Annotated in this window: 12 protein-coding genes and 2 pseudogenes; 6 read left to right on the forward strand and 8 right to left on the reverse strand. The window is 61.0% G+C overall.

Annotated elements, in window-relative coordinates; genetic code table 11:
• Window positions 1-3 precede the first annotated feature (3 nt).
• Window positions 4-693 (forward strand): hypothetical protein, encoded by a 690-nt coding sequence (locus FHW64_RS27640; protein ID WP_184531420.1) that lies wholly within the window; start codon window positions 4-6, stop codon window positions 691-693.
• A gap of 46 nt (window positions 694-739) precedes the next feature.
• Here FHW64_RS27640 and FHW64_RS27645 read toward each other — a convergent pair whose 3' ends face one another.
• From FHW64_RS27645 to FHW64_RS34920, 4 genes and pseudogenes are all read right to left on the reverse strand, one after another.
• On the reverse strand, window positions 740-1,399 hold the full coding sequence (locus tag FHW64_RS27645) for a DUF6988 family protein (protein WP_184531421.1): 660 nt from the start codon (window positions 1,397-1,399) through the stop codon (window positions 740-742).
• 128 nt (window positions 1,400-1,527) lie between these two features.
• A complete protein-coding gene (locus tag FHW64_RS27650; RefSeq protein ID WP_184531422.1) occupies window positions 1,528-1,722 on the reverse strand; it encodes a hypothetical protein in 195 nt (64 codons plus the stop codon).
• Between the two features lie 441 nt (window positions 1,723-2,163).
• The gene (locus FHW64_RS27655) at window positions 2,164-2,772 is read right to left on the reverse strand and encodes a hypothetical protein (RefSeq protein ID WP_184531423.1); all 609 of its coding nucleotides are present in this window, start codon (window positions 2,770-2,772) and stop codon (window positions 2,164-2,166) included.
• Window positions 2,696-3,058: pseudogene (locus tag FHW64_RS34920) on the reverse strand (HAD domain-containing protein); the annotation flags it as partial. The pseudogene FHW64_RS34920 and the gene FHW64_RS27655, both read right to left, overlap by 77 nt.
• Before the next feature lie 901 nt (window positions 3,059-3,959).
• Between FHW64_RS34920 and FHW64_RS27665 the strand changes: the two are divergent.
• The gene (locus tag FHW64_RS27665; protein ID WP_184531424.1) at window positions 3,960-4,625 is read left to right on the forward strand and encodes a hypothetical protein; all 666 of its coding nucleotides are present in this window, start codon (window positions 3,960-3,962) and stop codon (window positions 4,623-4,625) included.
• A gap of 62 nt (window positions 4,626-4,687) precedes the next feature.
• On the opposite strand, the gene FHW64_RS27670 is transcribed toward FHW64_RS27665, so the two are convergent.
• Complete coding sequence (locus tag FHW64_RS27670) at window positions 4,688-4,909, reverse strand: hypothetical protein (RefSeq protein ID WP_184531425.1); 222 nt, start codon at window positions 4,907-4,909, stop codon at window positions 4,688-4,690.
• Between the two features lie 1,273 nt (window positions 4,910-6,182).
• Between FHW64_RS27670 and FHW64_RS27675 the strand changes: the two genes are divergently transcribed.
• On the forward strand, window positions 6,183-6,929 hold the full coding sequence (locus FHW64_RS27675; RefSeq protein WP_184531426.1) for a hypothetical protein: 747 nt from the start codon (window positions 6,183-6,185) through the stop codon (window positions 6,927-6,929).
• A gap of 665 nt (window positions 6,930-7,594) precedes the next feature.
• Here FHW64_RS27675 and FHW64_RS27680 read toward each other — a convergent pair.
• Both FHW64_RS27680 and FHW64_RS27685 read right to left on the reverse strand, forming a co-directional pair.
• Entirely contained in the window at window positions 7,595-8,239 is a 645-nt protein-coding gene (locus FHW64_RS27680; RefSeq protein ID WP_184531427.1) for a hypothetical protein, read from the reverse strand.
• Between the two features lie 82 nt (window positions 8,240-8,321).
• On the reverse strand, window positions 8,322-9,146 hold the full coding sequence (locus tag FHW64_RS27685; RefSeq protein ID WP_184531428.1) for a DNA adenine methylase: 825 nt from the start codon (window positions 9,144-9,146) through the stop codon (window positions 8,322-8,324).
• 510 nt (window positions 9,147-9,656) lie between these two features.
• Here FHW64_RS27685 and FHW64_RS27690 point away from each other — a divergent pair.
• The 3 genes from FHW64_RS27690 to FHW64_RS27700 are packed head-to-tail and all read left to right on the forward strand — an operon-like array spanning window position 9,657 to window position 14,190.
• On the forward strand, window positions 9,657-11,570 hold the full coding sequence (locus tag FHW64_RS27690; RefSeq protein ID WP_184531429.1) for a tetratricopeptide repeat protein: 1,914 nt from the start codon (window positions 9,657-9,659) through the stop codon (window positions 11,568-11,570).
• Complete coding sequence (locus FHW64_RS27695; protein ID WP_184531430.1) at window positions 11,567-12,406, forward strand: carboxypeptidase-like regulatory domain-containing protein; 840 nt, start codon at window positions 11,567-11,569, stop codon at window positions 12,404-12,406. The genes FHW64_RS27690 and FHW64_RS27695 overlap by 4 nt, the downstream gene beginning before the upstream one ends.
• Window positions 12,407-12,426: 20 nt before the next feature.
• Window positions 12,427-14,190 carry a tetratricopeptide repeat protein gene (locus tag FHW64_RS27700; protein ID WP_184531431.1) on the forward strand — a complete coding sequence of 588 codons (1,764 nt, stop codon included), beginning with the start codon at window positions 12,427-12,429 and terminating at the stop codon, window positions 14,188-14,190.
• Between the two features lie 85 nt (window positions 14,191-14,275).
• Here FHW64_RS27700 and FHW64_RS27705 read toward each other — a convergent pair.
• Window positions 14,276-14,485: pseudogene (locus FHW64_RS27705) on the reverse strand (transposase domain-containing protein); the annotation flags it as partial.
• Between the last annotated feature and the right edge of the window lie 121 nt (window positions 14,486-14,606).

The raw sequence follows: 14,606 nt of genomic DNA on the forward strand, positions 1-14,606 counted from the left end.
TTCTTGGACGCGATGATTCCCACTGATACACCAACCTCCTTGGCTATCGCAGCGGCGCTGACCGTTGCATCAGTCTTCCTGGCCGTCGTGCTTGGGCTAAGGCTGGCGCGACGTCATCCCTCGGACGTTCGAATTGTTTGCTACTTTTTTTCGCTAACAGTAGTTCTCACCGTCGTGGTCGCAATGTGGGCGAGCGCCGGCGGTGCCGTCGATCGAGATGGCGTCTTTCATGGTCGACTGGGGTCAGGGCTGAATAGCCTTCTGCGCGCCCTTCTGGATGTGAATTCGTCGCTCAACCTTCTCGGTGCGATAGCCTGCGTTGTAGTGCTACCGCAGTTGGCAAGCTACGTCCTCGGTGGACTGTTCGGATGTGGAACGGCCCCCATCCTGGTTGGCCGCACGCTGCAATTCTTTGCATGGGGCCTTGCCAAATCGCTCATCGTTGCCTCTGGCATGCTGGGTGCAATGGCGGGCATTGGCTCCGCATACTCTTGGAAGGGATGGAGCGCGATGGGCGCTGCAAGCATGTCCGCCACGGCTTTGGTTCTCGCCGCCATGGCGTTCGGCGTTCTATACCTCTACAGGTTTCAGCTCAGCGACGCGCAATTGGCCACAGGTGCAGGGAACAGTCCCGTGCGAACACACCTGCGTTCCATTCACGCATGGATGACACGTAACGTGCGAGCGTCCTAGAGAAGACAAATAGACGCGGTCTGGGCGCAACGCTGACCGTAGTAGCTCAATAGCCCGGCAGGATGGGCGTCAGACAGTCCTCGAAGCCTTCGTGCACCCTGTTCATCCTTCTCATCAACAGGGTGTCTCCAGTGAGGATGGCCAGCATCATCGCGCTGATTGTTGTCAGCCCGTTGGAGCATTCAATGAGTTGGCGAACCAACTCAACCGGGTAGCCATCCTCGTGGCGACGCAACGCGTGTATGCCGCCGTGTACGAATGAGTTCAGGGCATTGCGTTGCATCTTGTCGAACTGTCCGAGCATGGCTGCTGGCGCCGCCGCCGCGGGAACCGCGGCTGAGGCCTGCCGCAAGGCCTTGATCATGCCGGTGGCCATCGGCAGTGAGCGCGCTGCCTCTTGGCTCTCGGCGGAGAGCGGAGCTCCGGCGGCAGCGACCTCGGCCTCCGCCGCAGCAAAGAGCAGCCACGCGGATCGCGTGGTCGCCTCGAACTGCATTCGCATTAGGGGGACCGCTGAAGAGACGAAGCCACTGGCGACCAACAGGCGCAGCGCTCGAGCATGGTCGAAGGATAGGGATGCAGCTGTGACGCTGAGCCCCATGCGCTTCCGGTCTTCAGCATAGACAGGATATGAGTCCAAATCGAGCATCCGAACGATCGCATCGTCGAGCTCTTCGGACCGGCGGAGAATCTGTTCGATGGGCATGAGGCGCTTTCAACAGGCGCTCACTCAAGTAGTCGCGCTTCGTTGGAAAACTTGGTTGCGGCCGCGGAGCGTGGACCCGCCGACTGCCTCAGTCGGAGGCGGGCCTTCCGATCAGCCGATGCGTTGACTCAAGAGCACTTGGGCGCGCAGACGAGCTGGTTTTTGCCGAGGAAACGGCGCGACGACATCGTTGACCGAAGAGAAAATTTGCCGCATTTGAAGCACGACATCATGGACTCGGCGCGAGGGGTCGTGATGATTGTGCCGGACGCCTTCTTGATGTAGCGCAGGCCGTCTTGTGAGAGCTGAGTTGTGGTGGACATGGAGGTGAATTTTACCCGGCTGAAAAGGTCGCCGTGAGGCATTGGCCGGAACGGGGGGCTGGAGGGCTATGCCTGATTTCCCCAAAAGAATGTCGGTGATATCCAGCGCGTCTCATGTCCGCAGGTCGCGATCCTTTCAGGAGATCAGCGCACGCATGCGTCCATGTCGGGCCGGTGGGCCGTCGAACTTGCAAAGCCTGCCCGAATGCGTCTGAACTGCAAGCAGGTCTGGGGCCACCGCGTCAATCGGCGAGCTTACGCGGATTGTGAGCATGCCTTCGGATGTGGAGGCAACGATGCCTACTAGCACCGCGGTGCCGACTTGAAGCAGCACGATGGTCGACGACGGACCTTGTCCACTTGTCCTTCATTTCGGGAGCGGCCGTCCGCGGCTGGCCGGGCGGCAGAGACGCAACGTGACCTGAGCTATGGGTCAAGGTGCTACTCCAGTGGGAGGGACAAGTATTCGGGTCTGAGAGTTCCTGGATTCGGTGGATAGAACTCGAGGCCAAGCCTGCTCGCTTCTTCCTTCGCCGCCAAGAGTTCAGACTCCGAATTGAATTCATCCGGGAAGTAGTATTCAATGCACCCTCGAAGGTGGTCCATGTGGTATTCCCACTGTTCCTTGTCAATTGGCACGAGATGTTGAATCCAAACGCTGCCGTCGCACGTTGCTAGCACGGAGAATCCACAATCGTCGTCGAATGCAGATTCCATATGGGAAGAGTTCAGTTCGATTGACCGACCTTGCGTCACGAAGGAATAGCGAACGGACATCGATTGCAGGTCTATAGAAGTGACGTTGTCGGCGTTGAGATTTCCAATCAGGCGCGGCATGTTCTCCACTTCGCTTGACGGCAAGCTCAGCCAAAGGAGAGGGCGTTCGCCCGTAAAGGTCGGCAGACGGTCCGCTGGGACGAAGGTGTAGGCGGACGAGTTCGGCCCTGCTTTCAGTCGGGCGGCTTCGATACGGTCATAGATAGGCATGAATGCGCGTTCGCGTTGGGCGGCTTCGGCGAGGGTAAGACGGACGGGCTCGAGTTCGAGCATTGAGCGTGTTCCTTGAAGTTGATGGATGACACGCTGTGTATTCACTGTGTTTAGTCATGGCCCAGGCGGTATTGCCGTCTCGGTCTGAGGTACTGGGGCGGTACGGCACCCGCATCAGCGCAAGCTTCGCATTGAGTTCAACCAGCACGGTCGGCTCGCTGATTCCAAGCTCAGGGTGAGTCTTGACCAAATGGGCAAGCCACTGCTCTGGCCACAACTCATCGTCGTCGTCGAGAGCGAGCCATGTGCGTGGCTGCCATCGCTGGACCTTGGCCAGGATCTGTTGACCGCGAGTTTTTGCGGCAAACGTGCCTTCCTACATCTCCGAGTGGAGGATGGCGCCAATGACGCGGCTTTGGGGCTCTGGTGGCAGGCGCTTGGCGGTATTGGAGAGGTCGTATCGCCTGACCCAAGATGTCGACGAGGTTTGCAGAGCCGGAAACACCCGGTCGCGGGACTACCTAACCCGGGCATACTGATGCTGCTGCCAAACCTCCCCAGTAACGTCCTCCCAAGATTCAATCGAGTTCGCCGCAGCCCATTGTCGCCAAACATACTCGGCGTCCAGATTCCCTCCCGGACGCCCTTTGAGGACATAGGTCCGACCAGTTCCAGTCTTGACGCGAAGTGTCTTGGCATCAACTTCGCGCACCACTGAACTCACCCGACCTTCGTTGTTTTCAATGCAGTATCCGACGAGGTGACGGTCTCCATCGGGGAGCTGGAGCACCTGCCAGCTTCTCAGCGTGAGAAGACGCTGCTCCTTTACCGGTCGTGTGCGCCAAACGGGCATGTCGGATCCTTTCTCGCGGGCCGCCGCCAGGGGGATCAGCCTAGCTCGACCCCGGAGCATCGATTGCGAGTGAATTCACCGTGCCTTGTGCGCACCAGGCTGCGAACCGGTGCGTGAGAGGAGAGCGCTGCGTCCATTGATCCAGGGCCGGGCTTTCGCAGCTGTGTGGCGTCGAACTTGGCGCCCCCGGGTCGGTAGGCGCGCATGGGCACCGCTCCGAGGTTGATGGCATACGCTTGGTCAAAGCCATGACCTGACGTGCCGCGCTCAGAGAGGCGGACGGTCGACCCCATTTTTTGGGCGATCCCTCGAGGAATTCCCGGGGGCAGAGCCCGTTCATCGCCCTTGACAGCGCGTTCAGCGGCGTTGCGGGCTCTGCGTTGACAATCGGCCTATGGAGAGTTTCGCAATCGATCGAACCAGGGTACGGGACATCTCGCATCTGCTACTGGACGACCTCGGGCGCCTCCGTGTCACGCCGTCTCGCATCCTCAGCGAGACGACGCGAACGGAGAGACTGCTGTTCGGCATTCTTCATGGCTTCTACAGCTTCCCGACAACTGAGCTGTGCGAGTTCTTGCGAGGCCGCATCGGGGGCAGGAGCGCGATCGAGATTGGCGCTGGGCATGGCATCCTCGCCAGGGAACTGGGTATCCCTGCGACCGACAATCGCCAGCAGGAGGAAGCTGCCATCAAGGCCCACTACGAACGGCTGGGGCAGCCCACGGTTCCCTATGGTGACAATGTAGAGCGGCTCGACGCGGCCGCCGCGGTCGCGCAGTACAAGCCCGAGGTTGTGATTGCATGTTGGGTCACCCACCGGTACGACCCAAGTCGCCCGCAAGCCGGAGGCAGCGAGACCGATGTCGACGAGGCTGCAATCATCGGCTCTTGCGATGAGTACATTTTCGTCGGCAACGAGCATGTCCATGCCAACAAGCCGATCTGGCAGCTGCCGCACGAACGGCTGACGCCACCCTGGCTCTATTCGCGTGCTGCAAACGGATCGGGCGAATTCATCGCCATCTGGAATCGAGAGCAGCTCAGGGCGGAAGGCTGATCCCTTTCCCGGTCGTCGACTCGCGAATAGGCTCGTTATTCGAAGGAACTGGTTGATCCGCGTTAGTCGCATGACGGCCCGGGACCGTCCTGCTTTGCCAGGTGCTCGGCGAACTCAGGTGCCGGAATGCCCAGCGCCGCATCAAGATCCGTTTGGCCGACGATCAGGGCGGCTCCGAGTTCTCGCAACCCGGCAAGCGCCTCCTCGGCGAGTTCGACCAGGTATCTTTCGTCCTCGGCACCGCCGTCCAAATGGGCGGGGTCTTCGGCGTCAGGCGGCTTCATAGGCTCCCAAGGGTTCTCGATCCGGGCGCCTGGCCCTTGCTGCTGAACCGGCTTCGGACTTCACCGGCACATTCGGGGGCGCGGGGGACATGAGATTCCATGCTTTAGGAAGCATCATCGCCGGTCGTCGTCGTCCGCCGATGATGGCGGTCCAACCTCGTTTGGTGAATCGGGGCCTGCAGCATCACTGCTGCCCCACACGAGAGTCCTGGGTGCATCGGAAGCAGGGGCGCGGAGTAGGAGAGGCCCTGGAGATCTTGGCGCCCGCGGCCTTTTGGGGAAAGATGACGAAAGTCTCTGCCGTAACTCTGTCAAAAATCGCCGCTTCGGGCGCACCGGTGCGTCTCATGTGGCGCAGGAGGGATGACGCATTTCCCGATTTCCTGGACACAGTTTGGCGTCCATCATCGGCGGACGACGACCGGCGATGATGCGTTCCTGAGCTTCGCAGGGCCACCGACCGCGACATATTGCTTCGCGGCCGAACGAATCTGCTCCAGGATGTGCCCGCCGTCTCTGCGGGATTGCACAGGTCAGTGCTTCGGCCGAACACCGCGAAGGTTGTCGAGTTCCGCGGGAACACGCGCATGAGCAAGCCGCGCGAGCCAGTCCGCAACGGCTCGCGTGGGGGACAACTCCCACAGGCTCGGGGCACCTCAAAGGCGACCCGCCAGATCTTCGAGGCCGGGCGGATCTCCGGTGCACACTGCAGATGCAGTTGATGCGCGCACGCTGAGATCCAGACCTCTGCTGCCGTCATTTCTCCCGTGCCTACACAAGGACTTGTTTGGCTAAGTTTGGGGGGAATCAGGACATCTGGGCCGATCACCACCCATGTGGCTGGCAATGCTCGCCTCCCAAGGGCTCGAATGACGAAGGAGAAAACTCTTCACAATCCCAAATCCATTGCCGCCACCAGACGGCTACGACAGTTGGCTCGACTACGCAGTCGAGCAATTTGATACCCGCCAACCCTGGCTCGAGAGTCATTTCAGTAGCTTGGTCGATGAATCTGTGACCGAGCTGAATCGAGAGGAAATCCGCGAATCCGCGCGGATGGAGCTACGTGCGTTGCAAAAAGGGTTGATGCGCGACAGTTCAGGTCGACTACCAGTTGTCGTCCTCTACCGCCGAACCCCCTCGTCTTCGTCGATCCGTTCTAGCTAAAACGTATAGGGCAGGGCGCTTTGTTCTTGGTCGCTTTACTCAGAGTGAGCCGCCTGTTGGCGGGCCAACGAAATCCGGCTCGCGACAACTTTGAGGACAGACTGAAATGAAGACCAAGCAGACCAAAAGCAAGCAACAGCACGTGAAGACCACGAAGCACATGAACCGCTGGCGGCGCGATTTCGCGACCGACCTGCCAGTCATTCCGCAGGGCGCTTTTGTCCCTGCTTCGGAATGCCTGAGTGACGCGGACGCCTGCACGCCTGATACGAGCGTCGTACTGCGAGGCGACTTTGACGCCAGCCGCTTCGACATCGAGACGCCCAATCTCCCCGGCAAAATCGAGGTTGGCTGGGACGCTGTCGGCAACAAGTTGCCGTCGCTGGTGTTCCGCGTGCAGTGTGGAGCAGACATGCTTTGCTGGTACGCGAATCCCGCGGACCCCTACATCTGGCGAGCGTTGGACGTTTGGAACCAAGAACGTCGCCTGACGCTCAGCTACCGGCCAAATGGCGAGCCGGACATCCTCTTCGGCAGCCGCTACCAGCTGCATCAGAAGCTGGAGGAGCTGCAGTTCCTCTCGACGCTCCCTAAGGAGGCGAGGGCCGGGCTCACAGCTGGCTACCTCGAGGCGGTTTGCGCCGGGATTGTCAGTGGGGAGGTTGAACGCAAGACGAAGAGCATCTTGCCGGCGTATCCCCGGCTGAAGAACCTGCAAGCATGCATCGTCCGGACCTCGGAGACGCAGAGCGTGGTGGTCAATGTGGTCGACGAAAAGCCGGGAGAAAGCTTCTTGAAGGCAGTGCTTCGACGAGGCGTGGAGCTTGCTGCTCCCCCCGGTACGCGCCACTGAGGTTCCGATGAACTAGACTGATTTGTCGCGGCCTGCAGGCCGCGACTTTCTTTGCGCGCGCAAGTCCTTGAAGCCGTTCAGGCACAGGTGTTGCCTGTCGGGGGTAGCCCGCCGAGAACCGGGGGCGAGTACACCCCCCCTACGACGCCTGTCGCCAGAATCTCCAGATAGACCGCCTTTTCCTCGGCAGAGGCTCCAGCGAGGCCGCGATGGTGGTCGTGCCGCTCCCGAATCGGCGGCGTACCTCGCGCTCGTGCTCGTGAGCCGGCCCACGTGCATCCGTATGACCTCGTAGTGCTAGTAGTCGCAGCTGGTGGGCTCGATCCAGGAGGTCTTCATCAGAGAGTTCTGCAGGCTCGGTCATCATGGCCCTTGGATTTTGCCTTGGATGCAAATCATGAGACCGAGGTGCCGGGTGCCGAGCACCCAGCGCCGTGCTGGGCATCGGATGTTCGCGAATGTATACCGGCCAATCGCCGTCCTCCGGGCTGTCGGCTCACTCTTCATGCGCGATATGTCAATCCAGGGTCATGTGATTGGCGCTCAAACGTCTCAGTCGAGTTGCTGAGTGGTCATCAGCGAAGATGGCCGCGCGGGCGCGACCGTCCTCCAGTGTCAAAAATCCCGAACGCGCCAATGGCCGCCGAAGCGGCTTGGTCGCTCATTCACGCGGAGTCCGGGCGTTGAGACCTTCTGTTCAGAAGCACGACCTCCCGCACGAGCCAGTACGGCGCCCCCGAGTCCTCGCGCTCCTTCTGTGCCGCTTCATCGACTTCTTCTCGGAAGTACATACGGTACGGCCGATAGTTGTCGGCAGAAAAGCAAGTTCCCTGGAGCTCATCATCGCTCATTGGCGGCTGGTTGGAGATTCGGCGAAGGCGCAGCTTGTCATTGCAGACAACTGCCAGAATGAATTCGTCCTCACCCAGCTTCGAAAGCGCACTCATCTCGAAGGCTACGCCGCTCACGTCGTCAATAAGGGCGTATACAGCCATGCACTTCATGAGACCCTCATAGGTGGTGGTCATGGGAAAGAACTGCTCTTCAAGCAGCGCGTCGATGTAGTCGTCGGCTGCCTCGGGGAGAATGACCAGAGCGCCCGGTCGGCGCAGCTGCTCCGCATTTAGGAGGCCGGTCAAGGCCGAGGCATCGTCGGCACTTTCGGACAGCCGGCAGACCACTGGCGTGAATCGACCTGGCTCGACTTGAGTGCACCTCGTCAAAGATTGAACGTTTGAGAGTAGCAGCGGCGCACGCTCGCAGGCCAGGGACAGAGGAATAGTGACTGTGGTGTCGGGAGAAAGGTTCATGGTTTCGGAATGTGGTGTCGATTGCGGGCTGTTGCCGCGCAGGAGTTCGTCGCCGAATCTCTATGAGGTCTAGGCTCAGGTTTTAGCCTCTGAGAACGGCCAGAAGCTCAGCGCAGGCACCGCGATTGGCTCCAGCCGACGCGATGCTGCGGTTGACCTGTAGCGAGTGAAGGTCGAATCCCCGATAGAGGTAACGCGCTTCGGCTGTATCGTGGTTCGAGATGAGCACAGTGGCGCCTCGGGAAGCCGCGCGCTTGGCTGCAGCGACAAGACGTTGGTGGTCCTCCAGACCAAACCCATTGGCTGTGAAGGCCGTGAATGAGGCGCCCGACGCAGAGTCGAGGTAAGGGGGGTCGCAGTACACGACGTCTCCAGACCGAGCCATGTCGATGGCCGCAGCGAAATCGCCGCCGAGCACGATGGCGCGCTTCAGGTGTTCTGCGGCAGCCGCAGCGGCGTTGAATGGAAACAGTGGGAGCGATACCGGCTTTCCGTAAGGCACGTTGAAGCCGCCGGCTTGATTGACGCGGTAGAGCCCGTTGAATCCAAACCTGTTGAGATATGGCAGGAGCACGGCGCGTTCATATGCGTCTGCGGAAGCGTTGAATTCAGCGCGCAGTTCCAGGTAACGCGCCTGGCTGCGGTTCGCCTCGCAGAAGAAGCCGCTCGCATCGCGGACGTACTGTCGCGGACGCTCCCTCAGCGCCACCCACGTCGCCACGAGGTCCGGATTCGCGTCGTTGAGGACATAGGCGGGGTAGTCTGTTGCGAGGAATACAGAGCCAGCGCCGACAAATGGCTCGATGAGCCGGGCGCCAGTCGGAAAGTAGGGGAGAAGGGATGGAAGGAGGCGGGTCTTGCCGCCGGCCCATTTCAAGAACGGGCGTGTGGGGTTGGGATAACGCATTCCCGGTAAAGGGAATGCTGTTTATCCGTGGCCGATCCTCGTCGAAGTTTGCTCAGCTTTCGGGTGCGGCTTTGCCGCGATGGCGGCTCTGTTTTCCCCAGGGTCGTCCACAGCCGCGGGGGACGACCTGCTCTGGTGAATCACTGGACCCTGCTTCCTTGCCTACGAAGAGGCCGCGAGAGGTTCAATGCGCGCCTCCAGCGTTGGCCGGCCGCGCTGTTGTGCTTCGCATCGCCCAAGTTCTCGACCCATTCGGGCTTCCATCGTTCTCCCCTCTTCGTTCGGCTGACGCTTCCACGCCCACGGGCGCTGCGCCCTTCGGCCGTCGCGTCGATCCGGGGTGCCAACCAACTGCGAACCTCTCCCCAATTCGGATGACGGAAGACGTCGCTGAAGTGCGTATCTCCATCGGGGGAATGGACGAAATGAGAATGCGGTGGTACATCCACGTGATCGGAGGAACGTCACACGAGGTCGATCAGGTCGTAACCGAGCTGAGGAGGTGGCAACGTGCGCATTCTGCTGTTCGACGGAGGTGTTAAGGGTCGCTGGCTCTTTGCTGTGCTATTGCTCTGCGGCATCGCTTGGTCGGCAGCGCCGTCAGCGACGCTGAGGGGTCTAGTGGTTCTGAATCAGGAGGGTGGCGAGCCCGTGCCTGGCGTGTCGATCAGCGCGGACGACGCGAACCAGACCACGACGCTGAGCAATGGCAGTTTTGTCCTGGAGTTCACGAAACGGGTGCCCGGCGACAAGACGCGCATCGTGGTTGCCCGGCCCGGCTGGGTGGTGGTCAACGCCATTCAACTGGAGCCCAACTTGCCTGGCTCCAACGCGTCGCCGCTGCAGATCATTTTGTGCAAGACGGCCGAGCGGGAACAGTGGGCATTGCAGTTCTATCGGCTCAAGGGTCTGCAGGCGACCGACAAGGAGTTCGAACGGCGGTTGGCACTGCAAAACCGCCAGGGGGTCACTCCGGCGGAGCGAGAACTCCTGCTGCGCGAGCGTGACCAGGCTCGGTCGCAGGCCGAGGAGTTGGCACGGCGGCTGGCGGCCAAACCACCGGCCGAAGGCGGTGGAAGCTACAACGAGGCGCTGCGGCTGTTCCTCGATGGGAAGCTCGACGCGGCGCTGGATGCGCTGCAGGAAGACCGCCTGGACAGCGAAGCCGCAGCGGCGCAGAAGAAGCTCGACGAGGCGGCGCAAGGATTTCTTCTTCGGGGGGACATCCTCGCCCTGAGGTTCGATTTCGACGGCGCGGGCCGTGCCTACGGCAGGGCTGTCAAGGTGGCCCCTGGTTCTGCCGACGCCTGGCTTCAATACGCCTACTTTCATCAGCAGCAAAACAAGTTTGCGCAGGCGCGCGAAGGCTACGGGCGAGCCTTGGGTCTCTATCGCCAACAAGGCAAATCGGCAGATGTCGCCACGACTCTCAACAACCTGGGCAACCTTCTCAGTGATGAGAGCCGCATGGCGGAGGCGCGCAAGGCCTACGAGGAGTCGCTGTCCATCCGTCGCACCCTCGCCCACAAGAATCCGGACGTCTATCTCCGTGATGTCGCCGCGACCCTTAACAACTTGGGCGTCCTGAACCGCGACGAGAACCGCATGGCGGATGCGCGCACGGCCTTTGAAGAGTCGCTATCTACATACCGGACGCTGACCCAGAAGAATCCGGACGCCTACCTGCCTGATGTCGCCTCGACCCTCAACAACCTGGGCGTCCTGAACCGCGAAGAGAACCGCATGGCGGAGGCGCGCAAGGCGTTGGAAGAGGCGCTGTCCATCCGTCGCACCCTTGCCCAGAAGGATCCGGACGTCTATCTGCCTTACGTCGCCAGGACCCTCAACAACCTGGGTAACCTGCATCGCGAAGAGAACCGCATGGAGGAGGCGCGCAAGGCCTATGAAGAGGCGCTCTCTACATACCGCACGCTGGCTCAGAAGAATTCGGACGTCTATCTGCCTGACGTCGCCAAGACGCTCAATAACCTGGGCGCCCTGCATCGCAGCGAGAGCCGCCTGGCGGAGGCGCGCAAGGCATATGAGGAGTCGCTGTCCATCCGTCGCGCCCTCGCCCAGACGAATCCGGACGCGTACCTGCCTGACCTCGCCACGACCCTCAACAACCTGGGCAACCTTCTTAGTGACGAGAACCGCCTGGCGGAGGCGCGCAAGGCCTACGAGGAGTCGCTGTCCATCCGTCGCACCCTCGCCCAGAAGAATCCGGACGTGTATCTTCCTTACGTCGCCTCGACTCTTAACAGCCTGGGCGCCCTGAACCGCGACGAGAACCGCATGGCGGAGGCGCGCAAGAACCTCACGGAGGCGCAAGACATCTACCGTCGCTTCAGCGCCACGGCGCCAGCGAAATACGAAACCGCATTGCGCTTGACCGAAAGTAATCTGGCCAGCCTATCCAAATGAAGCCTTCTTCAACAGCAAGCTCTCGTGCAAGAACGCCGCTGTTCGTCGCTGCGATATCTCTTGCGGCCGGGCTGGCAATCCTGGCCTTGATGGTCTGGAGAGCTGACATCCTCGTCCGACTCGGCCTAGTCGGTCATCTCTGGTACGTGCTTCTGCTTCTGGTTGGGCTGGCGGCGGCCGTGTGTCTGTTCGCATTGTTCAGGTCCTACGCTTCATACACTGGGAAGGTGCTTAATGGCACCCTGGAACTTGGAGGACCTGCTGTACTTGTGCTGTTAGTCGTGCTCCTCGGGTTCCGGCTGGTGCCCAAGCCGGAGGTGCGTTTTGATCAAACCATCTTTGTGAGCAGCGAATCAGGACAGCTTGTCTTGCGAAACCGAGGCAAACTGAGGCTCGATTTCGGCGCCGATCGAAGGTATGAAGAGATCGGGACAAAGGGCGAAGCCCGCTTCATCGGAATTCCTGCTGACCAACGTGGCCGCCAAGTATCCGTGGCGTTGGAGGGCGCAGACGACTATGAGCTTGTGGAGGATTCCGCTCGCGTCACGCTTGGCGACGAGGCAACTTATCTTCGCGTGAAGCCAAGGATGGTTCCTTTTCAGGGCCAGGTGCTCGACTCCAAGGGACAGCCGCTGGCTGGCGCGAAGCTGAGTCTTCCGCGCCGCTCGGAGGTCATGACGGACTCAAACGGGCGCTTTTATCTCCCCTTGCCCGCAGATCTGCCCGAGTCCGATCGTACGGCGACGATCACAGCAGCAGGCCATAGTCCTTGGAGAGGGCAAGTGGTACTCGGCGGTAGCAATCCGCTCTCCGTTCGCCTTGAGTCGGAGCGGTAGAGCAAACTGGGAATGCTGCCATGTGCTTCCGCTCGATCTTGAGAATCATGGCCCTTGGGACATTGCTCGTCTGTTGCACCACCTCGTCGGCAGCGCCGTCGGCGACGCTCAAGGGTCTGGTGGTTTTGAATCAGGAGGGTGGCGAGCCCGTGCCTGGCGTGTCGATCAGCGCGGACGACGCGAACCAGACCACGACGCTGAGCAATGGCAGTTTTGTCCTGGAGTTCGCGAAACGGGTGCCCGGCGACAAGACGCGCATCGTGGTTGCCCGGCCCGGCTGGGTGGTGGTCAACGCCATTCAACTGGAGCCCAACTTGCCTGGCTCCAACGCGTCGCCGCTGCAGATCATTTTGTGCAAGACGGCCGAGCGGGAACAGTGGGCATTGCAGTTCTATCGGCTCAAGGGTCTGCAGGCGACCGACAAGGAGTTCGAACGGCGGTTGGCACTGCAAGACCGCCAGGGGGTCACTCCGGCGGAGCGAGAACTCCTGCTGCGCGAGCGTGACCAGGCTCGGTCGCAGGCCGAGGAGTTGGCACGGCGGCTGGCGGCCAAACCACCGGCCGAAGGCGGTGGAAGCTACAACGAGGCGCTGCGGCTGTTCCTCGATGGGAAGCTCGACGCGGCGCTGGATGCGCTGCAGGAAGACCGCCTGGACAGCGAAGCCGCAGCGGCGCAGAAGAAGCTCGACGAGGCGGCGCAAGGATTTCTTCTTCGGGGGGACATCCTCGCCCTGAGGTTCGATTTCGACGGCGCGGGCCGTGCCTACGGCAGGGCTGTCAAGGTGGCCCCTGGTTCTGCCGACGCTTGGTTTCAATACGCCTACTTTCATCAGCAGCAAAACAAATTTGCGCAGGCGCGCGAAGGCTACGAACGAGCCTTGGGTCTCTATCGCCAACAAGGCAAATCGGCAGATGTCGCCAGGACTCTCAATAACCTGGGCAACCTGCATACTGACGAGAACCGCCTGGCGGAGGCGCGCAAAGCCTATGAAGAGTCGCTGTCCATCCGTCGCACCCTGGCCCAGAAGAATCCGGACGTCTATCTCCCTAGCGTCGCCTCGACCCTTAACAACCTAGCCCGCCTGAATCGCCACGAGAACCGCCTGGCGGAGGCGCGCAAAGCCTATGAAGAGGCGCTATCTACATACCGCACCCTGGCCCGGAAGAGCCCGGAGGCCGACCTCCCCTACGTCGCCATCACCCTCAACAACCTGGGCGTCCTGAACCGCGAAGAGAACCGCATGGCGGAGGCGCGCAAGGCGTTGGAAGAGGCGCTGTCCATCCGTCGCACCCTCGCCCAGAAGAATCCGGACGCCTATCTGCCTGACGTCGCCTCGACTCTTAACAACCTGGGCGTCCTGCATAGGGACGAGAACCGCCTGGCGGAGGCGCGCAAGGCCTATGACGAGGCGCTATCTACATACCGCACCCTGGCCCAGAAGAGCCCGGAAGCCTACCTCCCTTACGTCGCCACAACCCTCAATAACCTGGGCAACCTTCTTAGTGACGAGAACCGCCTGGCGGAGGCGCGCAAGGCCTACGAGGAGTCGCTGTCCATCCGTCGCACCCTCGCCCAGAAGAATCCGGATGTCTATCTCCCTGATTTTGCCTTGACTCTTAACAACCTGGGTCTCCTGAACCGAGACGAGAACCGCATGGCGGAGGCGCGCAAGAACTTCACGGAGGCGCAAGACATCTACCGTCGCTTCAACGCCACGGCGCCAGCGAAATACGAAACCGCCTTGCGCATGACCGAAACCAATCTTGCGAGCCTTTCCAAATGAAGCCCTCTGCAACAACAACCTCTCGTGCAAAACCGCCGTTACTCGGTAAGCGCGCGGTGATCCCGTCTTGACGACGGTGCTTCGATCAGTGCACTGCTGTTGGTTGCCAGCGATGCGGCAGCAACTCGGCGATGCGACTGGCTGGATGAGTGGGCAGCCGCTCGAGGATGTCGCTGAGGTACGCGTGCGGCGCGCTCCCATTGAGCCTCGCTGACTGGATCAGGCTCATGACGGCCGCAGCGCGCTGACCTGCTCGTAGGGAGCCTGCGAAGAGCCAGTTGGATCTTCCGATTGCCAGTTCCGGTTCATTCTGCCCATGTCGGGCAAGAAGTTGAGATCTTCTACCGTTGGCACGCGCTGTATGGCCCAGGTTTCGGACGGGCGAGCGGAAGAATGGTGCCTCGCGAAAAACAAAG

Origin of the sequence: Variovorax sp. Sphag1AA (assembly GCF_014192575.1) — a bacterium.
Lineage (GTDB): Bacteria > Pseudomonadota > Gammaproteobacteria > Burkholderiales > Burkholderiaceae_C > Variovorax.